Consider the following 22,057-nt stretch of genomic DNA (forward strand, 5'->3'; position numbering starts at 1 on the left):
AGTCATTTCCTGAAAAAAACTGTTTTCTTGGAAAGTTTCGTACGCGTTTCATTTAAATATACCTTTAACGGGGGAGGAGTTCAATAAAGAACGACACCAAAGTCAGGATCAGCCTTGCATAAATAGGCCCAAAACCATTTTGACGGGTTCGCTCGAATCATGTAGCATGATAGTAAAAGTGCGTGTTCAAAAAGTTGGATTTTCAGTACCGAGAAGATGGAATGAAGCTAGAAATGGAGTAGCGGAGCGTAGGGAAAACTACGTGAGCAACGGACATTTCGGCTGAATTCCATATTCGATGCTGATCATGCCGCTAGGCATGAGTCGTAATCAAAAGCGGACTTTTTGAACAACCTCTAAAATCAAATTAAAGGGAGGGTTTCCCATTGAACACGCTTAAACTGACCAAAGAACAGCAGGATGAAGCCGTTCGCACCATCCAGTCGTATTTCGAAGAGGAACGTGGCGAAGAACTGGGTGATCTGGCGGCCTGGGGTGTCCTCGACCTGTTCATGACACAGCTCGCTCCCTACATATATAATCAGGCACTCCGTGACGCACGCACAACGGTCAATCAACGCATGGCCTCAATGGAAGAAGACCTGTTTGCACTGGAGCAAAAGTTGCCCAAGACTTCCCGTTAATCCACTACAAATACGTGTTCAAAAAGTCTGGTTTTCAGTACCGAGAAGATGGAATGAAGCTAGAAATGGAGTAGCGGAGCGTAGGAAACTACGTGAGCAACGGACATTTCGGCTGAATTTCATATTCGATGCTGATCATGCCGCTAGGCATGATTCGTAATCAAAAGTGGACTTTTTTGAACAACCTATACTAATAAGGAAAGAAGGTTGCATTCATGTTTACCTATTCATTGGATGAATATACCGAACTCCGGCCACTGGCCATGGAACATACCAAACCGCTGTTCGAACTGACGGATCGCTCGCGGGATCAACTGAGACATTGGTTGCCGTGGGTGGATCATGTGACAGAAGTGGAACACACCTCGAACTTTATTACCAACGCGTTAAAACAAGGTGCTGAAAATGGCGGCTTCACCGCCGGAGTATGGTTAAAAGGGGATCTTGCAGGCGTCATCGGATTCCAAGAGATTAACTGGACCAACCGCTCGGTAAGCATCGGATACTGGCTTGGAAAAGGCTTCGAAGGTCAGGGTCTGATGACAAGTGCTTGTCGCGTTCTGGTTGATTATGCACTGGTGACCCTGGATTTGAATCGCGTCGAGATTCGCTCAGCAACCAACAACAAACGGAGTCGCGCCATCCCTGAAAGACTCGGATTCGTTCTCGAAGGTGTCATTCGTCAGGCAGAGAAATTGCCTAAGGGATACGTGAACCATGCAGTGTACGGCATGCTGCAGCATGAATGGGAACTTTTACGCTAATTCGCCTACATAATAAATCAGGAGTGATCTCTCCCAACATATCGGAATAACAGGAATACCCTCTATCTCCACGTCATGTGGTGACAGAGGGTATTTTATTGTATCCATGACTTTTATAGTGCTCGGACCATACCACCATCCACGATCAGGGAGGTTCCCGTGATGTACGTATTGGCTCCGGATAACAGGAATACCACCGCTTTGGCGAACTCCTCCGGTTGACCGTAACGTCCTAGTGGAATCTCTTTACGGAACTGGTCAGATACCTCTTCCTCACTGATTCCGTTCTGCTCAGCCCGTGCTGCGTCCAGCTCACGAATTCGATCTGTTGCAATACGTCCTGGTGCCACTGTATTGATCAAAATACCGTATGGAGCTAGCTCCTGAGACAAGGTCTTCGCCAATCCGAAAACGCCAGTACGGAACGTGTTGGACAGCACCAGACCCGGAATCGGCTGCTTCACCGAAGTTGAAGCGATATTCACAATGTGTCCACCGCTTTCTTTCATATAAGGAAGAGCACCGCGAATCAGCCTTACATAACTGAGTACATTTAATTCAAATGCACGTTCCCAATCTTCATCGGTCAGTGACTCAAATGAACCCGATGGCGGGCCCCCCGAATTGTTCACCAGAATATCAATCTGCCCAAACAGCTCCGCTGTCTTGTGAATCAGAGCCTCAATATCTTCCTTGCGTGTCACATCGGTTGCACAATATTCCACACGTCCACCACCACCAAGCGCCAGAAGCTCCTGCTTCACTTCTGCGAGCTTTTCTTCGCTCCGGCTGGCAAGCATGACGTCAGCACCTTCTGCTGCCAATTGAGCGGCTACCGCTTTGCCCAGCCCTCGACTGGAAGCCAGCACCAGTGCTTTTTTACCTTGAAGTCCCATGTCCATCGTTGTTCCTCCTCCTCAGCTAGTTTCTATTTGGTCTGGATAAAATAACCCATAAGAATATCGTCCACATACTTGCCTCCGATATAAAACTCGGACACCAGCCTGCCTTCCGTCACAAATCCACACTGTGTATAAAACGTGATTGCTCCCGGATTGCTGGATAGTACGCGCAGCCTGAGCTTGCGAACGCCTTGTTGGGCCGCATGCTGCTTGATGGCATCCATCAAAGCAGTAGCAATGCCACAACGCCGATCATGAGGGTGAACTGCAATATGAATCTCGTAGACATGACGATTGACCGGCATACCTGTGGCTGGATTAAAGCCCACATAACCACATACCCGCTCTCCCTGCACCGCAATCAACTGGCTGCCTGGCGGACAATGCTGCAGATATTGCTGTCTGGACCGCCACTGCATCGGTGCAGGTGAGGTGTGTTTGTCCCATACCAGGGTGTCCAACTCCATTAGCTGGGCTGCATCTTTAATCTCAGATGGACGAATCGTAAATGTATGGCTGGTAAGCATAATGATTCAACCTTTCGTGCTATAGTCGACAACGCTGTACGTTACAACGTCGGGAGATTTAAGAAAGTTAAGAAACTTAGGAATAGGAAGACATTATTCGTTTACTTCACTATTTAAGTTTTTTTGTTCTATATATTGTAGCATAGCCTCAGCTTTGACTAAAATTCCACTCGATATTGAACCTTTTCGCAAAATGAAATAATCGCTTAACCTTGCCCTAACGTCATAGTTTATACTGGTTCGAGAAGGAGGGGATGCATGATGAATATCAAAGAGGCAGCAAGCAGACTCGGTATATCGGCGAGAACCATTCGTTTTTATGAGGAAAAAGGGTTAATTCTACCCGCCAAACAGTCCAGTAACGGGTATCGTACCTATACCGAGAATGATATCTGGCGGCTTCAGACCATTGCGGCTCTCCGTGAGATTGGCATGTCCCTACAGGATATTACACACGCGATCGGAGAGATCGATCAAGGAAACCAGCAGCGGCTGGAAGAATACCTGGAGCTGCAACAGGCCGTCATGTATGCCCAGTGGATCGAGTTGAAACGTATGATGGATACAACCCAGCGCATGATAGACCTGAATCGTCAGGACGGACCGCTGGATGTCAGCCATCTGCACGATCTCGCGGACAGTGCCCGTCGCCTGCGTGAAGCAAGGCAGAACTGGCATGATCGGTGGAATTATGATACGCAGGCAGCCATCCATGATCAGCGAGTGCAGGCGGAAGGCAGAGGCAGTACTGGACAACCCCATTCAGAGGACAGGCATCGTTCGGACAATGCATCGCCTGCAAGCCATGAGCATGGAGTTACACATTCATACCAAGATACAGACACTTCCGCGCCGAGCGATTCCAATGATGCGGTACAGCCTTATTTCTATCTGTATCACAACTATGATGAGGGGCTCGAACAGATAGTTCATTGGATCTCTCCCGCCCCTGGTGAGAAGGGACTTGATATAGGCACAGGCACGGGGAATCTGGCCGGGAAACTATTACAGAACGGCGCAGACATGACCGCAATCGATCAGTCCCGGGAGATGCTGCGCAGATGTCGCACCAAATATCCCGAAATGCATGTGAAGCTTGGGAATTTTCTGGCTCTGCCTTTTACCGATCATTCCTTCGACTTTGTCGTGTCCAGCTTCGCTTTCCATCATCTGAGTTCAGATCAGCAACTATTGGCATTACAGGAGATGCAGCGTGTTTTAACCTCGCGCGGGCGTATCGGTCTAACCGATCTGATGTTTATCGATGCTGCTCACCGCGAGGCTTATGTTCGTGAAGCTGAGTTATCAAGACACGAGGAACAGCTGCTTGCCTTGCGCGAGCGTCACTTCCCTCTGCTGGGTGAACTATGCGACTGGCTGGAGCAACAGGGATACGTAACGAAGCATGTGCGGCATAATGAGCTATTACATACATTGCTGGCAGTTCCACTGCGGTGAGCACCGAATCCCTAAGAGCGCACAAATGAAATAAATAGATTTATACTTAGACAATGAGGCCCACCCTATTTTATTGTGTTAAAGTCGAGAGGATTTAACGCAAAATGAAAGAGGATGACACTGAATTATAATGCCATCCTCTTAGCTATTAAATTTAAATAATAGCCACATATTGGTTTATTTTTTGAAACACTAATGTATCTTATATTTATCCAAGAGCTACTCTCATGAGTATAAAAAAGCTGCTCTTTGAAATGACCAGTTTCCGAGATTGTAAAGTATTTGAAGTGTTTCTTTACATCATCGTTCGTGCTGCTTGAAAATGGCTATCGCTTGAAATCAATCTCACTCGGAACTTCTCCCCAAATCTTCCCTTCCATTTCAAATCTATCTTCCCAATACGGCTCCATTCATTGATCTTCCCCTCATCCATTGAGTCATACTCTGCGCTAACTATGTAAAGTGAATTAAAGAATAATATATTTATTACTTCGATGATACAATAACCTTCCGCTCGTATTTGTCTCTATCGGAAAGGTCACATATTTAGAAATAGTCTCGGGTATAATTCCAAATAATAGTATAGTTAACTAAGTCTAAGACAACCATTTAAAGGAGTGACACACAATGAAATTGGTAGGTTTAATGATCTTGGGTTGTATAATTTCATATATCTTAATTTTATTAGGGACTGTAGGTGCAATAATTGGAATAGGCATACTAATCGGCTTCTTACTAAAACTCTATTTAGACATTAATGAAATCAAGAAAAAGATAAACACCCCTTAGAATTTGATTGATGAAATCTCGAGATTTCTCCAGTGTCTATTCTACCTAAGGGGTGCATATATGCTTATATTTCAGGAATTCGTTCCAATAACAATGTAAAGAACTTTCATTTCTTACATATAAATATCAACAATTGCACGTTCAGTTGCACTGCGTGCTTGTCTGAACTCATCAAGTGAGATGCTGACCCCGCCCTGACGGTAACGGTTCGCTGTACGCTCGGTACGAATGTCCTTGCCGTTCACCGCTACACGGCTCACAGCACCTTCGTTCAAGTGATAGATAAACGTCACCGGCTCACCTGCATACTCGAATTCGAATTGCATGCCGTTCAGCTCAGCTGGCAATACCGGGTCAATGACCAGATCGCCGCCCTCTTGACGAATACCAAGCGCGTTGGAGATCAGCTGGTTCATGTAGATTCCAGGGCCGCTGGAGTAGATTCTCCATCCGCCTTTCACTTGTACAGTCCCTTTACGAAGCTGGTCAAAATGTTCCTGTGCCTCGTAACGCGTATTGAACTTGCCGTCTGAACTGCTGAAGTACGAGTTCGCTTGACGAATCTCCGCGTTAGGTACAACCTCGCCGATACCAACCGGGTTGATCATCGCGAGACCATTCCACACCTGATCTGTCTTGCCGAGCTTCGCCATCGCTTCCACGTAACGGATATGAGCATGAACATATTGCAAACCAATCTCACGTCCGAAGTTGGACGCTTGCTCTGCACGCTTGAAGTGTGTGCTTACACCACCAGCATATTGAGCTGGACGATTCATCAGACGCACCCCATCCGGGCATAGGAACTGTTCACGGATCAAGGCATAATGCGATTCAGCTTGCTCCGCATTCAGCAATTCGCCGATCATGCTGCGCGTCATTGGCAGCAGACGATATTGAATGCCTGTCTCTGTGTCTGTTGGATGAAGCATCAGCTTCGCTTGGTCGGCTTCTTCCATGTATACAAAGCCTGGAATCACATCTGTGCCCAGCATGTAACGGTTAAAGTCCTCACGGATGCCTTGAGCCAACACGTCCAGCTCCTGTGCAAAGTCTGCATCCTTGTATTTCAGGGCTTGCGAGAGCACGTTCACGGACTGATACGTCAATGCTACAGTCCAACTGCTCACCATGTATTGCTTGAGCTGTGCATTGGCTGGCTGGAGCGTATCATCCCAGTCACCATCTCCGTAGGAAGACAGGAATGTATCGTGCAGGAAGTGCGAACGGATATACTCGATCTCTTTTTTCGCATGATCCAGTACAGTTGCCGTCTCTTCCGTGAACCCAAAGCTATGCTTGACAGTATAAGGTACTTTCTCATCCAGGATTGCATAGTCGCGAGTTGCTGTCAGGTAGTCCGCCAATACTTTCAGCGGCCATACGATGATATCACCATGACTTTCTTCCTGTTGAATCGCAAAGTATTTATCAAACATGAACCATTGCGGCCAGTTGCCATCATCTTCGTATTGGTGAGTGTAGACCATTTTGATGATATCGCGAACTTGCTCATATTTTTGCGTAGCCATAAAGTACTCTACCGGACCTTGGCACACATCCCGCGTACCCCAAGCTGCACCGCCGTACTGCTCCAAACCGTGAGGCACGGAGTAGTGAACCAGCATATTGTGGGTGTACCACCAAGCAAGCGCGTTTACTTTGAACAGATCCTCTGCACTCTGACCTTCTCCACGAGACAAACGGAAACCGTTCATCACACCCGCGAAGAACTCGCGGTATGCCTGCACTTCCTCTTCGAACGCCAGGCTTGAGCCCACTGCCACTCCGCTATCCACTTGGCCTTCCAATACCCCTTGTACCTTCAGCGTCCATTCAGCACTTGCTTCAAGACTAAGCGTAACCAGAGATGCAGACCCACTGCGGATACCACTTGCCAGCAGCGTTTCGTCACCTACATTTACAGCTGCACCATTCACCGACATGCGGTATTGCAGATCCGGATACGTTCCGGCACTAATTGCTTGTGGATCAGCCTTGAAGATCAAAGTATCGCCATCCTGCGTCATATGCAGCGGATACTCGTATTCATTCACATTCATCGTAATCTGGTTTGTTACCAGGTAACGGTATGCCGTACCACTTGTGGAGCGCACGTTCATGCTTAATTCCGTAGTATGTGCCCCTGTATAGTTCGTCACGATGATCGTATCGGATTCGGTTTTGTAGATCCAACGTACATAGTTGAAGCCAATCTCGAACAAGGAAGGCATCGTCAGCAGACGATATTGTCCGTCCATTTCCACATAAATGCGTTGTCCAGCCGTCTTCGGTACGTTCAATGCATTGCGGGCATTACTGATCATTTTATTAAAATTGGTGTTACCAATAACCAGCTGTGAGTTGAAAATACCGTACATATACGACGTTGTCGTAATAACCTGTGCTCCAAGTTGCACATTGCCACCACTCATCAGAATGTGACCGTGCGGACGCTCTACGAGCAATTCTTTCGCTTTCAGAACGATATGTTCATAGCTGCCTGTGAAGAAGGATAACAGTTCCTCACCGCTGTGCTCTTCCTGATGACGATCAGGGAACAGATCATGTATCTCATCTTGCGTCAGATCGAGTGTTACCAGTGGTTCACCCAGGAAGGAGGACAGTTTCACCTGTTCCAACATGTCACCTTTCTCCACAGTCAGAGCCTGTACTTCATTCCATGCTGCAGTAACTTCATCCCCGAATTCCAGTGCAGAGATTCCTTCGGCATGATTAGGCTTCGCTAGTCCATAAAACACTACCTGTGATTCTCCGTTCAGATTCAGCAGTTCAGATTGCAGCGCCGTGTAGGCAAATTCATACTGATACGTCTCATTCGCCAACATTGGGCGCTTCAAGCCCTCTGGTTGATTCGTTTCCTTGTACGACAGACCGAAGAATTGGAATCCGTCTGTGGAGTAACCGACTGCTTTGGTCAGGGAACCTTGTTGCATATATGGAAATGCACCGCCCTGAGGCTGGTTTTGACGGGAACAAACGACATAACCTTTGGCTTCATCTTCAAATACCGTGTGGTCGATGTATTGTGACAGATAAGCTTCATTGCTGCGTACCGCACCCGGATCAGCAAGTCCTACATCCTGTCCGTACACCACGTCTACGTTATCTTGTTGTCCTGTGAGCTTCACATCCCAGAACCAGACACCTTGCGGTGTAGCCGTAAATACGACCTGGTAGCCAATGCCTTGTTCATTACCTTCCAGCTGGACTGTACCCTCCCAGATCAACTGGTTGCTGGATTGTGCCTTGCTTGTAATTACCTTGCTATTCGAACGTACACCCAGCAGCGGGAACGAGCTAATTTTCTCTCCCTCATGCACACGCAGGTACAGGTTGTTCAAAGATCCATCAATCTGGTTGCTGAGCAACTGATTCAGCATGGTTGTGCCGGATGTGGCCTGATACAGGTCTCCACTGTTCAAAAAGGTAAAAGATAACTCTCCGGCACTCAACCGGATCGGTTCATTAATCATCGTTGTCATAAGGTTCACTCCTTGAATTAGTTAAAATCGAAACGTTTCGATACATTTGAAAAAGAATAGGGGCCTCTTCAAACCGGCCATTTACAGCCCGTCCGGACGATAACCCCATCATTAAACTTTCACTTCAGCATGCAGGCAATTCTTCGCTTCCAGACCCGTTCTAAACCGAACGTACAGAGCTGCGCTCGATCATATTAATCGTTAATGTATACGATGGATCCACCGCTTCTCCGTTGAGCATTTGGAATAACAGATGTCCTGCAAGCGACCCTGCTTCATGCTTCGGCTGGCGTATCGTTGTCAGCGGTGGACGCACATATTCGGACAACTGAATATCGTCAAAACCGATCACGGAAATATCATTCGGCACCGATACACCACGCTCTTCCAATGCCTTCAGGCCGCCAATCGCCATCTCATCGTTACCGTAAAATACCGCTGAGGGAAGCTCGCCCTGCATGATCATCATCTTGGTCGCACTGTATCCGCCCTCACGTACAAAATTGCCGTTCAGACGCCATTTGGACTTTTCTTCGAGTCCCGCTTCCCGCATCGCCCGCAGATACCCTTGGTAACGCAGTGCATTGTCATACGAGTTGGATGGGCCGCTGATATATGCAATCTTCTGATGTCCTGCCTGAATCAGGTGGCGGGTAGCAAGGTAACCGCCCTGCTCTCCATCCACCAGCACGTTGACCAGATGGTCACTCGACAGCTGACGATCCATCACAATGATCGGAAAACGAGGACCGGCAGATTCCACCAGAATATCATCATGAATGTTATGCGCCAGGATGATGGCTCCATCTACTCTTTTTTCACGCAAAAATCGTACTGCTGTTGAATCCCGTCCACCCATGGAACTGCAAGCAATCAGATCATACCCGTTCGCAAGTGCTACATCCTGTACACTACGAATCAACTCCGAGTAGTACGGACCTGACAGATCTGTCAGAATCAAAGCGATGGTGTTCGTCCGGCTCCGTTTCAGGTCCATGGCAAAGCCGTTCTTGCGGTAATTCAGTTCTCGTGCTGCCTCAAGCACTTTAGCCTTGGTCTTGGCACTAACCTTGCTATCCCCGCTCAGCGCATAGGAAGCAGTCGAGAGTGCTACACCTGCGAGCTTTGCCACATCCTTAATCGTTGCCATTCCACGTTCGCTCCTTCTAAACTAAAACAAATTCTAAGGTTATCTACATTTTATACGGTACACGGTCTTAACAACCACTAAATCCTGTACAATCGTTCATTAATCATTTTACATATCAATGGTATAGCTATCAATCGAAACGTTTCGAGGTATTCTCAAAAAAAATCCCTGTCTCCATCCTTAGGGTACTACTGTTAAATGTTCCTCATTCCAATCTATACCAATAATGATGGTTATGACCCGTCTTTCAATCTGGCGTCCTATGAACCGTTATTGCCTAACACAATGAAACGGGTAGCAAACGTCAGATTGAAACGTTTCGACATTTTCATTATAGTCGGTGTTGATAGCGATTTCAACCACTTTATCCATTTTCCACAGAAAAATATAAAATGCTCAATCTGTCCATCCCCGTCACTTCGTTTATAGTATATACTGCATAATAGTTCAGATTCGAGAATTCCGCCAGTATACGAAGGGCATAAGACGAATGATGCCCTTGCTACCTATGTAAGGAGACGGTTATTTAATGCATACATCCAAACCAACTTATCCTAAAAAATCGCTGTCGCGCCCAGTTCCCTTGCAGAAAATTCAGTCCATCCCTGGTGTCCTGTTCAAGCTGCGCCATCTGGTTCAACTTCACGACCGCGAGGCGTTCTCCCATACAGATGAATGGTGGAGCACACATCATGTACTATACGTCATTACTGCTGGCCAGGCCAGGCTGATCAGTGCAGAGGGCAAACTGACATTAAATGCGGGCTCTGCAGTCGTCCGTCAAGCCGGAAGTCTGCTTCAGCACGAGAACAACCGCGGCTCTCTGTCGCCAATACAGGGCATTGCTATTGCTTTTGATTCCACTGAAAATGAACAGCTGTTCTGGCCTTTCGGGATACCAGCCCCCATTGCGAGCCGGACGCTCACTGACAGGGCAGTAGAGCTGATTCAAGCAAGTTCGACAGGCCATGATTCGAGCCCCTTCAGGCCACATATGCTTTTCTATGAATTACTGGATATTTTGCGGGATCATGTAGCTCATTCTGCTCATGAAGATCACTCCTGGCTCGATGCTGTACTCAGACATATCCATCAGATGTACACGCATCCGCTGACTCGCGAACAATTGGCACGCGATGCGAATGTGAGTCCCGAGCATTTTTCAAGAGAGTTCAAAAAACATACGGGTCTTACGTTTGTTGAATATGTGACCCGTCTCAGAATCAGGATGGCTCAGGAGCATCTGTTGTTCGCGAACCCTACGCTACAGGAAATTGCACAACTGACAGGCTACAGGGACACCTTCTATCTGAGCCGCAAATTCAAACAGATGGTTGGCTCAGCACCAACACACTACCGGAAAATGCCCAAAAGGATCGTATCTCTGACTTATAACTACACCGCTTCTCTACTGGCATTGGGCCATACGCCTCACATGGGGGCCGTAGCCAGCTGGATGGAAGAAAAATTGGGTGAACATGGTCATGATTTTGAACAGCATTCCGAATATGAGCTGGTTAAGCATACCGATCTGATTACCAATGCTCATCCTGATGTCATTGTCGGTTATGCACCGCATCCCGCTTCCGATAACCTGCGTCTGATCGCACCGACTATTCTGATGCCCTTTGAGGAACTCGATTGGCAGCAGCAGCTTCTTCATCTCGGCCGAATTACTGGGCTGGAGTCCAATGCACAAGCGTTGTTAGACCGATATCAGCAACTTGAGCAAGAAGCCAATCATACGTTGGACCAACAGATGGAAGGAACACGAGGGTCCGCCGTTTGCATGTTTATTATTGGAGAAGACGGGGCTTATATCTACGGTCATGGCTGGGGCAGAGCTTCTCATGTGCTGTATCAATCGCTGGGCTTCACTCCACCCTCACGTATGGAGCAGGATGGACAGTTACTCACGGGGTACGTTCATGTTCCGTTGTCCGAGATTCACTTGTATGCAGCAGATCACATGTTTGTTGCCTACCCTGAGGAACTCACCGAACGAGAAATGCTGGATAGCCTGCTGAATCAGGAATCATGGGGCACCCTCTCCGCCGTTCGTGAAGGACGTGTATACGAGATTGATGCCGACATGTTCTATGGATTCGATCCCCTGTCCGTTATGGAGCAGTTGCAGCATATCATGCGTCACCTGACATCATAATTGTCCATGCTGTAGTGATCATAGTTGTCCATGTACAAATATCACATCTTCCTCTATGTTATTAATGAGAATAATAATCATTATTGATTATACATAGGGGGAACAATAATATGTTTGCTGCAAAAAAACGCTTTTCCGGCTTGCTGCTTATGCTCGCCATTATTATGATTCTGGCTGCTTGTAGCAGCGGTACAGGCTCGACTGCCACTGAACAGACATCGGCAGCGGGAACAGAAACGACAACCGGCTCTTCCGAGACGAACACAGACACGTCGTCCGGTTCGGACAATTCGAATGCTACACGGATCTACAAGTCATTAAGCGGGGATGTTGAAATTCCGGCTGAACCGAAACGAATCGTCACGGATATGTACGTAAGTGATCTGCTCGCACTGGGTGTGAAACCCGTTGGGGCTGTTCAATATTATTTGGAAAACCCGTTCTATGCAGATCAGGTGGCGGGCATCGAAAGTATCGGTGATCGGGCAGCGGTATCCATGGAGAAGGTTATTGCCTTGAACCCGGATCTGATCATTACCTACTCTGATCAAGCCGAAGAGATTGAAAGTTATAAAAAAATCGCACCTACCGTGGTCATTCCGTATGGTACATTCACCAATGTACATGACGAAATCCGGGGATTCGGAGAGCTGATGAACAAATCCGAAGCAGCCGAAGCTTGGCTGAAAACGTACGATGAACGAATTGAAGCCGCTCGCGCCAAGGTGAAAACAGTCATCAAACCGGAGGAAACCTTCTCCATCCTTGAAGTATCCGACAAGAGTTATTATGGATATGGAGACAACTTTGGTCGAGGAGGACAAGCGGTCTACAGTGCTTTGCAACTTGCCCCACTCGAAATCACCAAAAAAGAACTGATGGGCGATACCCAATGGAAAGAGATTTCGCGTGAAGTTGTTGGTGATTATGCAGGGGATCATATCTTCTTAACCGTTGGAGAGAACAATAAAAATTACAAAGGTGATGCCATCTGGCAATCCCTGCCGGCTGTGAAAAACAATCAGGTGTATGAATTATTGGAAGACCGTTACTGGTACTTCGACCCGATTGCGATTCAAGGTCAGGCTGAAGAATTCGCCGATATGATCGTAGAACGTGCAGAGCAAAACCGTAAATAACATAAGCATAAATCCAGGTGTCCGGACAGGCTAGGGCGCGTCTGAAAACTCCGAAGGAAGCAAATTTTGCCGAATTTTCGTTCCAAGCAAGAAAGTTTTCCGCAGGCGTGCCGGGGCACGTCAAGGGAAAGTGACGCAGCAGGGGGCGAAAAGGCGGTAAAAGATGCACTTCAGCGAGTTTTGAGACACGCCCTGATCAGCCTGCTCGGGCATTTGTGTCATATCAAGGAGGACTTACATATGCTTCGCCGTTTTATGTCTTATTATCGTCCTTACAAAAGGCTCTTTATCTTGGACTTCTCCTGTGCCATCGCCGCCGCTCTGCTGGAGTTGGCCTTTCCACTCGCCGTTAACCGGGTGGTCGATCAGCTGCTTCCGGCTGGCAATTGGTCCATGATCTTAGCGGCGTGTGTCGGGTTGCTCGGCATCTACCTGCTTAGTTCCTTTTTCCATTATGCAGTCACCTATTGGGGACACAAGCTTGGCATTAACATCGAATCCGATATGCGGCGTGAACTGTTCCAGCGTGTACAGAAGCAGTCCTTCCGCTTCTTCGACAATAATAAGACCGGTCATCTGGTCTCCCGCATGACCAACGATCTGATGGATATTGGTGAGATCGCGCATCACGGACCCGAGGACCTGTTCATTGCCCTCATGACACTCGCCGGAGCTTTCGGGATTATGCTGGGAATCAACTGGAAGCTCGCTGTGATGACGTTCATCATCGTGCCGCTGATGATCTACCTGTCGCTGTATTTCAGTCGCAAAATGTCCAAGGCGTTCAAGCGCATGTTTGCGGATATCGCCGATTATAATGCACGGGTCGAGAACAATGTGAGCGGCATCCGTGTGGTACAAGCTTTTGCCAATGAAAAACATGAAGTAGGACGTTTCGTCGAGAACAACGAACGTTTCAGACTCACCAAACTGATCACCTACCGCATTATGGCTTGGAACTCTTCACTTAGCTTCATTCTGATGAAATTTGTATCACTTTTTGTACTGGTATGTGGAACCTGGTTTGTCATTCAAGGCAGTATGACCTACGGGGAATTCATCGCTTTTGTGATGCTGTCCAATGTATTCCTCGGACCCATCGAGAAGATTAACTCCGTTATCGAGACGTATCCCAAAGGCATCGCCGGATTCAGACGTTACCTGGAGCTGCTTGAAGCTGTACCGGATGTAGAAGATACACCACAGGCAAAACCAATTCCGAATGTCAAAGGCGATATTGCTTTCCATAACGTTACCTTTTCTTATGGAGAACACAAACCTACGCTGTCTCAGGTTAATCTGGATATTCAAGCAGGCCAGACGGTTGCCCTGGTTGGACCTTCGGGCGGGGGAAAAACGACGCTATGCAGTTTGATCCCACGTTTCTACGATGTGGATGCGGGACATATCTCCATTGATGGCATTCCGGTGAAGGACATGACGCTGGAATCACTGCGCTCCCATATCGGGATTGTGCAGCAGGATATCTTCCTGTTTGACGGAACAATTCGCGAAAATATTGCATACGGCAAATTGAATGCTTCCGATGAGGAAATCTGGCAAGCCATTCGCCGGGCCCAACTGGAAGAGCTGGTACAATCCCAGCCAGATGGACTGGACACCATGATTGGTGAACGTGGCGTGAAATTGTCGGGCGGACAGAAGCAGCGTCTATCCATCGCCAGAATGATCCTGAAAAACCCGCCCATTCTCATTCTGGATGAAGCCACTTCCGCGCTCGATACCGAGACAGAAGCCGCCATTCAACTGGCGTTGTCCGAGCTGGCTCAAGGACGTACGACATTGGTGATTGCCCATCGACTGGCGACCATCAGACACGCCGATCGCATCGTGGTGGTGGAGAACGGTAGCGTAGCTGAACAAGGCAGCCATGAAGAACTACTCGCACGCAAAGGCTCTTACAGTAGACTGCATCAAGCCCAGTTTGGTTAGAGATAAGACTTAAAAGCTATAAGTTCAATATATGAGTAGTACAAATAAGTCACTACAACAACAGCAGAACAACCCTCCCTCTGTACTAGAGGGAAGGTTGTTCTTTATATTTACTATTCGTTATATAAATTGAACTACATATTTACACGAGAACGCAGAGGACAGAAATAACCTGAAGAAGCGGAGCTAAAAGCTTTCTGAAAGAAAGCTGCATCGGAAGCATATGCTTCGCCTTTATCACCGGATTTTCCCCTTTGAAAAAGGGAATTCAAAAAATCGGGGGATAACAGCGATCAGAAGGTTGTTCTGTCATCGGAGTAGTAAGTGTAAATAACCATTAGTTCAATTTATATAACTTCCCACCCAGTATTTCGTTCGCCCGCTCACGAAAGTCAATCGCCGCCTGCTCAGGCGTAATTTTGCCAAACAGCAGAAGATCATACAACTCACGTAACACCGCAGTCACCTCGGCTGCACCTACAGGATCAGGTGGGTCCATCTGGCTGCTGTGATCGGCAACCCAATCAATATAGTCAAACACCTGCGCCAGTTCCGGTTCAACCAGCAGCTTCATTCGCTCTTTGACACTGGATGAGACGGGCACACCCCGCTCCCCTTTGAGCAGCAGATTGGCTTCCAAATCATTCACGAAAAAGCTGATGAACTTGGCAGCCTCCTCCTTATGTCTGGAATTGCCCGCCATGGAGAAAAACATGCCTGGCTTCAAGAACAACCCCTCCTGGCTGTTTGGCCCAGGCATCGGGGAGATGGTTAATGGCTTGCCATAACGCTGAGCGGTGCTGATAAATTGGTTGGAATACCCCCAGCTAAACAAAGCCTCTCCCAGATAAAACGGGTCGTTGTCGGGTTTGCCAATGTCTGATGTCCAGATATCCGGTGCAAAAATAAGCTTCTTCTCCGCGAGCTGCTGCATCCTGCCAAAGTATTCAATAAACAGCCCATCATCCTCATAACCCAATCCCTTGCCATCCTCTGCGTATAGCTTGGAACCATACTGTCTCAAGTAATACGCGAAAAACTGTTCCGGTGTGAAATAGGTTCCCAAATAGATGCCCTTCTCCAGTAATTGCTCGCCCATCCGGTCAAAGTCCGCCCATGTCCACGTCTCCGTTGGCAATTCAATATCATTGGCCTTCAACACTTCCGGATCATAGATGCTGAGCATGGCGTTAACCCCCAAACTGAGCCCGTAGGTTTTTCCATTCAGGCTACCACTCTCCAGCTGTTCCTTCTCAATATCTGTTGTATCAATCAGTCCGCTCTGCATGTACGGCGTCATATCCTCCAACAGTTGCAGCGAGCTGTACTGCGATAGATAGGAGATGTCCATCTGGATAATGTCGGGCAACGCATTGCCTGCTGCATGCGGGGCAAGTTTTCTCCAATACTCGTTGAAACTGCTATATTCGTATTCGATGTTCACATGTGGATTCAACTTCTCATACAGGTCGATAACAGCTATCGTTGCATTGTTGCGGAACTCCCCGCCCCACCAAGCGATTCGCAGCGTAATCGGTTCTTCCTCCACAATCATGCCTGGCCTTTGATCCAATTGACTCACGCAGCCAGGAAGAGTCAGTATAAGACAGAGCATGCCTATCATTCGCATCCATCTTCTCATAGCTTCTCCTCCTGACCTGGTGATGGTGGTGGAAGCAGTACCGTTACTTTCGTTCCACGCCCCGGCTCGCTCTCCAGCATAACATCGTATTCTTCGCCAAAAGCTAGACGCACCCGCTCCCTGATATTCAGCAATCCAATACCTGTACCTCTGGTTTTCACTTCTCCACGAAGCACTTGTTCCACATATTCAGATTCCATGCCAGGACCGTAATCCTCAACGATAAGGGCTAGCCTGCCACCTGACATTTCGGCATACACTCGAATCAGACATGATCCAACCTGTGGTTCCAATCCGTATTGAATGGCATTTTCCAACAGGGGCTGTAGGGTTAGCTTGGGAATGGCACACCCCAGATAGGGAGCGGGCACATCCATGCGAAAATCAAGCCGCTGCCGGAAACGGTAGGTTTGGATGGTGATGTAATGGTTGACGATCTCCAGTTCTTCAGCGATGGTAATGATATTTTGCTTGAAGCTGATGGAGGAACGCAGCAAATATCCGAGTGACAGCACCATACTGGAGATTTGCTCCTGCCTGTTCTTTTTGGCGAGCCAATGGATCGAATCCAGCGCATTATACAAAAAGTGGGGATTGATCTGTGCCTGCAACGCCTTAAACTCCGTTTCCTTAATGACCAGCTGGCTTGCATAATTTTCTTTGATCAATGTATTAATATGTGTAATCATCAGTCGATACGTGCGCTGTAACAATCCCAGTTCATCCATGTGGTGGTGTGTTGGAATGGACAGATTGGCATCTATGTTCTCCAGATCACCATACTGAACCTCCTTCATCTGACTGATGAGTTGCCTGATCGGCCTCGTCAGACTGCGTGCGAAGACCATGCCGAGCGCAAGCACGACCAGAATTGCGATAAGATAGATGACAATCAGTATATTTTTCAACCATATAATACGTTCAAAAATTTCATCGTAAGAGGCCATATTGTAATAAACCCAGCCGGTATAAGAGGATTTCTTCTGGGAAAGAAATATCTCCCTCCCATCCAGATTCTTGATCTCATATCCCCCACTGCCTGGAAGTGGATTCAGTCCGGCGGACACCGCTTCCGGAAGCTGGCGATAGGGATAGACAACTTCACTGCCTGCTTTTAAAATAATGTCACTGTCCTGGCTGTCAATGCCCGCATACTCCTCAACGAGTCGCTCGATATTAATACGCAGAAACAGTATACCTACCGGTTCCAGGGTCATCGGTTCATAGGCTCGCACCTGACGTACCATAACCAGCATCGGATCATCGTCATCCGGGTATAACCATCTCACTGCACCATTGGCCTGCTCCGCAGCCGCTATCATCCGATCATATTTTTCCTGGGATACGGTGAGTGTCTCGCCATATTTATTCACTCTTCCCCTGGAATCAATCAGGTGAACGGACTGCACATAACGTGCAGCCCCACTAATATGTTCCCATAACCGGTCCGTGATCTTCTTACGTTCAATAAAGCTTGAATATGCACTATCGTCATCCAGCAACGACTTCAAAGCTCTTTGAATCTGCGTATCGGAAATCATGTTTATTGATAACGCTTCCAACTTTTGAAGTTCAACATCCACTGTAGAAGAGGAAAGGTTCAGGAGACGGGACGACTTATCAAATAGCTGTTTGTCATACACCGAGTACGTATAGTACAAGGACCCAAACGCCAGGATGATGATAAACGCCATCATGGACATAATCATCAGAAACATTTTCATTTTGATGCTCAGTTTTCGGTAGGCTGTCATGACCAAAGCGCTCCTTTGAACCACGTGATACTACTAGGTATATCACATGCAGGAAGGTTTTCCCAAAGTTTTAGCGCTCGATTTCTTACGTATTATTTGGACTGATATCGATCATAGGCAGCCTGATGAACCTCAATCGCCCGTTCAATGTCCATGCTCTTGATCGTTTCAGCCATGGTGTCAAATTCGGTGATTGGCTTCTGTCCGCTGATAATGGCAGTCATCGTCTCATTCAAATACGTATTCACCTGACTCATGATGGATGTACTTGTGGTCACCTCATCTGTTGACAAACGAATTGGGGGAAGCGTTAAAGCAGAGCTTGCTTTCATCCATTCCGCATTCGCCGCGCGCTGTCCATCGTCAAAAAGTAAGGCATCCAGGTAACGGCTATCCTGATTAATTGGACCGTCCATAATGGATAAGGCATAGGAAGCCAGTGCCTGGTCATACGTCAGACCGTTCGGATTATCAATGATGGTATCTGTGAATTTGACACCTTCCCCGTCACGAACATAGCTGTCATTTTCGATACCAAAGTTGAACAGATCACTACCCTCTTCGCTATAGTTGTAGTCCATCCACTGAACAATGTATTTCAATTTGTCTTCGTCTGCGGAAGCCGTAATGGCCTCACCATAACTTAGTACCTTATTCTCCAGATTGAAGGTAGCATAAGAAGTTCCATCCGGAGATACGGGCCACGGCACGCCGGTTACGTTAAAGTTCGGATCGGTATCTCTCATCAGATTGAAGTATTTCCCCATGCCACTGAATACACCACCCTGATATGCGCCGGCCAGATTGCTGGTAACCTTATAGTCAAACGCTTTCCCGTCATTGGTCATGATCTCGGGATCAATCAGCCCTTCCTTGTACCACTTGGCCATGGTCTCCAAGAAATCACGGTAGCCCGGCTGAATCGGTCCGAATTCCACCTTGTCTCCATTCATCTGGAAGCCACCAATTACCCCAAAGGCCGCAGCAAAATCATGAAGCTTGGTCAGGTTGCCCGGCCCCCAGTTTCCGGTGAATGGCAGCTCATCTGGCTTGCCGTTGCCGTTAGGGTCCTGTTCCTTGAATGCCTTAAGCACCGTATACCACTCATCAATGTTCGTAGGTACTTTGAGATTTAATTGTTCAAGCCAATCCTGGCGCATAATTAAACCGGAAGTGGCATTCAGCTTCAACGCATCCAGCTTCAGCAGCGGGAACATATAGATTGTCCCATCGTCGAGAGCTATCTGCTTCTTCACATCCGGATCGGATTCTATTATCCGTTTCAAGTTCGGTGCATAACTGTCGATCAATTCATTCAACCGGATGATTCGGCCATCCTTGATCATTTTTTCCGGTCCGCCAACGGCATCTGCCCAGTTATAATAAATGACGTCCGGCAGCTCCTTTGTGGAGATCAGCAGATTGAACTGGTCACGCTGTTGTCCAAGCGGGGGATGTGTGAACTTCACTTGGATGCCTGTTAGCTTCTCCTTTTCCTTGTAAGCCGCCATATCGCCAAAATTGTTCAAGGAAGCCGTCAGTTTGGCATCATTGGCGCGCCAGTAGTCGATGGTAAATGGCTCACTTGTAATCGGTAGCGGAATCTCGGTCAACGCCTGAACTGCAGGTTCTGTTCCTTCTGCTGGCTCTGCGGTACCTGGTTCATTATCACCTGTACAACCCGCTAATAAAGACATGGTAAGTAGCGATGACAACAGGATGGACCCCATTCTTTTTTTCACACCATTCGCCTCCATAGATTACATTTTTATTGTTTCACAGCGCCGATTAGAGCGCCCTGAACAAAATAACGTTGAATGAACGGATATACCAGCATAATAGGCAGCGTGGAGATAATGATGGTTGCATATTTGATGTTCTCCCCAATGGCGAAGCCGGTATCGGCGCCCGCACCCATGGCCTCTGTACTGCTGCTGATCAGAATATCACGCATAATAATCTGGATCGGATATAGCTCCTGACTGCGCAGGTAGAGCATCGGTCCGACATAATCATTCCAATGGTCAACCGCATAATACAGCATCATGACCGCCAGGATCGGTTTCGACAAGGGCAGCACAATACGGAACAAAATCAGAAAGTCATTCGCGCCATCGAGCTTCGCCGATTCGATCAGACTAATCGGAATGCCCTCAAAGTTTGTTTTCATAATGAGGAAATAGAATGTGCTGATGGCACCCGGAATAATAAGCGCAAAACGGGTATCCACCATGCCCAGATTCTGAATCAGCAGAAAAGTCGGAATCATACCCCCGCCGAAGAACATCGTGAACGTAATTAATTTCATCAACGTCTTTCTGCCCATCAGATCACCGCGTGACAGCCCATATGCAGCCAGCGAAGTCATGAGCAGATTGATGGCGGTACCCACCACAACATAGAACAAGGTGTTCATGTATCCCGTATAGATGCGAGTATCCTGAAATACCGACTTGTACGCTCCCAGCTGAAAACCTTCAGGAATGAGCATCAGTGAACGGGAACGCAGCATCTGGTCCGGGTCGCTGATTGAAGAATTGAACACGTACAGCATCGGGTAAAAGCATAAAACCATGATCACCAAGAGCAGCAGTGTATTAAATACATCAAAAAGTCGTTCCCCTATAGACTGTTTCATCGCTTCACCTTCCGATTACCATAGACTGGTTGAATTAAGCTTTCTGCTGATCGCGTTCGCGATAATGAGCAGCGCGAAATTAATGACGCCGTTAAATAGTCCGATGGCGGTTGAATACGTATAGTTCCCCTCCAAAATACCCGATCGATACACAAAGGTGGATATGACATCCGATGTCTCATAGGTCGGTGCCGTTTGCATCAACAATATTTTCTGAAAATCTGCATTCATCACTGCCCCCATGCGCAGAATTAACATAATCACAATCGTTGGCATAATGCCTGGCAGTGTAATATGAAGCAGCTGTCTCCAGCGACCTGCACCGTCAATTTTGGAAGCCTCGTACAGCTGCGGATCAATCCCGCTGAGCGCCGCCAAAAAGATAATCGAAGCCCAGCCTGCACCCTGCCATATGTTGGACAGGATGTACATCGGACGGAACATATCTTTTTCCGCCAGAAACATAATCGGCTGCAGATCGAAAAAGTCACGAATGACGTTAAATAACCCACCGTCCAGAGATGAGAACGTTTTCAACATTCCGACCACGACGACAACCGAAATAAAATGCGGCATATAACTGATGGTCTGTACTGCGCCTCTGAACCACTTTTTCCGGACTTCATTCAGCAGCAGTGCTAGTAGAATCGGAGCCGGGAAACCAAACACAATACTGTAAAAACTCAAAATCAGTGTGTTCTTAATCAGTCGCCAGAAATAATAACTTTCAAAAAACATGGTGAAGTTGTCAAATCCAACCCATTCGCCTGCCAAGATTCCTTTGATCGGGTTGTAGGATTCCTGAAATGCCATCAGTAGCCCGTACATTGGACCATAGCTGAAAATCAGATAGTAGGCTACAACAGGAACGAGCATCAGATAGACGTATCTGTTGTGGACAAGTTCCTTTTTCACCGAACTCCATTTGCCAGCTGGCTTCAAACGCCCAGGTTCAATCCCCCGGCTTCGATTCAGCTCCATCCACTCGCCCTCCACTCTCGGTATTGATTCACTAACATGACACTTC

General features: G+C 47.5%; 15 protein-coding genes. 6 read left to right on the forward strand and 9 right to left on the reverse strand.

What is annotated here, in order from left to right; genetic code table 11:
- Positions 1 to 386 precede the first annotated feature (386 nt).
- Both WFI24_RS16785 and WFI24_RS16790 read left to right on the forward strand, forming a co-directional pair.
- A complete protein-coding gene (locus WFI24_RS16785; RefSeq protein WP_336762573.1) occupies positions 387 to 644 on the forward strand; it encodes a DUF2164 domain-containing protein in 258 nt (85 codons plus the stop codon).
- Between the two features lie 215 nt (positions 645 to 859).
- Positions 860 to 1,408 (forward strand): GNAT family N-acetyltransferase, encoded by a 549-nt coding sequence (locus WFI24_RS16790; RefSeq protein ID WP_145324523.1) that lies wholly within the window; start codon positions 860 to 862, stop codon positions 1,406 to 1,408.
- A gap of 113 nt (positions 1,409 to 1,521) precedes the next feature.
- On the opposite strand, the gene WFI24_RS16795 is transcribed toward WFI24_RS16790, so the two are convergent.
- Both WFI24_RS16795 and WFI24_RS16800 read right to left on the reverse strand, forming a co-directional pair.
- Complete coding sequence (locus WFI24_RS16795; protein WP_336762576.1) at positions 1,522 to 2,310, reverse strand: SDR family oxidoreductase; 789 nt, start codon at positions 2,308 to 2,310, stop codon at positions 1,522 to 1,524.
- A 26-nt stretch (positions 2,311 to 2,336) separates the two neighbouring features.
- Entirely contained in the window at positions 2,337 to 2,837 is a 501-nt protein-coding gene (locus tag WFI24_RS16800) for a GNAT family N-acetyltransferase (RefSeq protein WP_145324527.1), read from the reverse strand.
- Between the two features lie 258 nt (positions 2,838 to 3,095).
- Between WFI24_RS16800 and WFI24_RS16805 the strand changes: the two genes are divergently transcribed.
- Complete coding sequence (locus WFI24_RS16805; protein WP_336762579.1) at positions 3,096 to 4,295, forward strand: methyltransferase domain-containing protein; 1,200 nt, start codon at positions 3,096 to 3,098, stop codon at positions 4,293 to 4,295.
- Positions 4,296 to 5,197: 902 nt separating this feature from the next.
- On the opposite strand, the gene WFI24_RS16810 is transcribed toward WFI24_RS16805, so the two are convergent.
- Complete coding sequence (locus WFI24_RS16810) at positions 5,198 to 8,590, reverse strand: GH36-type glycosyl hydrolase domain-containing protein (protein ID WP_336762581.1); 3,393 nt, start codon at positions 8,588 to 8,590, stop codon at positions 5,198 to 5,200.
- 160 nt (positions 8,591 to 8,750) lie between these two features.
- A complete protein-coding gene (locus tag WFI24_RS16815) occupies positions 8,751 to 9,740 on the reverse strand; it encodes a LacI family DNA-binding transcriptional regulator (RefSeq protein WP_336762583.1) in 990 nt (329 codons plus the stop codon).
- Positions 9,741 to 10,269: 529 nt separating this feature from the next.
- Between WFI24_RS16815 and WFI24_RS16820 the strand changes: the two genes are divergently transcribed.
- The 3 genes from WFI24_RS16820 to WFI24_RS16830 all read left to right on the forward strand — a co-directional run bounded on the left by WFI24_RS16820 (position 10,270) and on the right by WFI24_RS16830 (position 14,996).
- Positions 10,270 to 11,904, forward strand: coding sequence for an AraC family transcriptional regulator (locus tag WFI24_RS16820; protein WP_336762585.1), 1,635 nt, complete (start codon positions 10,270 to 10,272; stop codon positions 11,902 to 11,904).
- 110 nt (positions 11,905 to 12,014) lie between these two features.
- Positions 12,015 to 13,043, forward strand: coding sequence for an ABC transporter substrate-binding protein (locus WFI24_RS16825; protein WP_237177352.1), 1,029 nt, complete (start codon positions 12,015 to 12,017; stop codon positions 13,041 to 13,043).
- A 240-nt stretch (positions 13,044 to 13,283) separates the two neighbouring features.
- Complete coding sequence (locus WFI24_RS16830; RefSeq protein WP_336762918.1) at positions 13,284 to 14,996, forward strand: ABC transporter ATP-binding protein; 1,713 nt, start codon at positions 13,284 to 13,286, stop codon at positions 14,994 to 14,996.
- A gap of 337 nt (positions 14,997 to 15,333) precedes the next feature.
- On the opposite strand, the gene WFI24_RS16835 is transcribed toward WFI24_RS16830, so the two are convergent.
- The 5 genes from WFI24_RS16835 to WFI24_RS16855 form a co-directional block, all read right to left on the reverse strand.
- On the reverse strand, positions 15,334 to 16,638 hold the full coding sequence (locus WFI24_RS16835) for an ABC transporter substrate-binding protein (protein ID WP_336762589.1): 1,305 nt from the start codon (positions 16,636 to 16,638) through the stop codon (positions 15,334 to 15,336).
- Positions 16,635 to 18,392 carry a sensor histidine kinase gene (locus WFI24_RS16840; RefSeq protein WP_336762592.1) on the reverse strand — a complete coding sequence of 586 codons (1,758 nt, stop codon included), beginning with the start codon at positions 18,390 to 18,392 and terminating at the stop codon, positions 16,635 to 16,637. The genes WFI24_RS16835 and WFI24_RS16840 overlap by 4 nt, the downstream gene beginning before the upstream one ends.
- Positions 18,393 to 18,484: 92 nt before the next feature.
- Entirely contained in the window at positions 18,485 to 20,134 is a 1,650-nt protein-coding gene (locus tag WFI24_RS16845) for an ABC transporter substrate-binding protein (RefSeq protein ID WP_336762594.1), read from the reverse strand.
- 26 nt (positions 20,135 to 20,160) lie between these two features.
- Entirely contained in the window at positions 20,161 to 21,030 is an 870-nt protein-coding gene (locus tag WFI24_RS16850; RefSeq protein WP_076209737.1) for a carbohydrate ABC transporter permease, read from the reverse strand.
- A 15-nt stretch (positions 21,031 to 21,045) separates the two neighbouring features.
- The gene (locus WFI24_RS16855) at positions 21,046 to 21,906 is read right to left on the reverse strand and encodes an ABC transporter permease (RefSeq protein WP_235193717.1); all 861 of its coding nucleotides are present in this window, start codon (positions 21,904 to 21,906) and stop codon (positions 21,046 to 21,048) included.
- Between the last annotated feature and the right edge of the window lie 151 nt (positions 21,907 to 22,057).

The sequence above is a fragment of the Paenibacillus sp. USHLN196 genome (assembly GCF_037144955.1).
Lineage (GTDB): Bacteria > Bacillota > Bacilli > Paenibacillales > Paenibacillaceae > Paenibacillus > Paenibacillus xylanexedens_C.

What these genes read in the sequence shown, in the direction of transcription:
- WFI24_RS16790 (WP_145324523.1), top strand. Translation starts at nt 860, where the DNA reads ATGTTTACCTATTCATTGGATGAATATACCGAACTCCGGCCACTGGCC.
- WFI24_RS16795 (WP_336762576.1), bottom strand. Translation starts at nt 2,310, where the DNA reads ATGGACATGGGACTTCAAGGTAAAAAAGCACTGGTGCTGGCTTCCAGT.
- WFI24_RS16800 (WP_145324527.1), bottom strand. Translation starts at nt 2,837, where the DNA reads ATGCTTACCAGCCATACATTTACGATTCGTCCATCTGAGATTAAAGAT.
- WFI24_RS16805 (WP_336762579.1), top strand. Translation starts at nt 3,096, where the DNA reads ATGATGAATATCAAAGAGGCAGCAAGCAGACTCGGTATATCGGCGAGA.
- WFI24_RS16810 (WP_336762581.1), bottom strand. Translation starts at nt 8,590, where the DNA reads ATGACAACGATGATTAATGAACCGATCCGGTTGAGTGCCGGAGAGTTA.
- WFI24_RS16815 (WP_336762583.1), bottom strand. Translation starts at nt 9,740, where the DNA reads ATGGCAACGATTAAGGATGTGGCAAAGCTCGCAGGTGTAGCACTCTCG.
- WFI24_RS16820 (WP_336762585.1), top strand. Translation starts at nt 10,270, where the DNA reads ATGCATACATCCAAACCAACTTATCCTAAAAAATCGCTGTCGCGCCCA.
- WFI24_RS16825 (WP_237177352.1), top strand. Translation starts at nt 12,015, where the DNA reads ATGTTTGCTGCAAAAAAACGCTTTTCCGGCTTGCTGCTTATGCTCGCC.
- WFI24_RS16830 (WP_336762918.1), top strand. Translation starts at nt 13,284, where the DNA reads ATGCTTCGCCGTTTTATGTCTTATTATCGTCCTTACAAAAGGCTCTTT.
- WFI24_RS16835 (WP_336762589.1), bottom strand. Translation starts at nt 16,638, where the DNA reads ATGAGAAGATGGATGCGAATGATAGGCATGCTCTGTCTTATACTGACT.
- WFI24_RS16840 (WP_336762592.1), bottom strand. Translation starts at nt 18,392, where the DNA reads ATGACAGCCTACCGAAAACTGAGCATCAAAATGAAAATGTTTCTGATG.
- WFI24_RS16850 (WP_076209737.1), bottom strand. Translation starts at nt 21,030, where the DNA reads ATGAAACAGTCTATAGGGGAACGACTTTTTGATGTATTTAATACACTG.
- WFI24_RS16855 (WP_235193717.1), bottom strand. Translation starts at nt 21,906, where the DNA reads ATGCTCGTTCCTGTTGTAGCCTACTATCTGATTTTCAGCTATGGTCCA.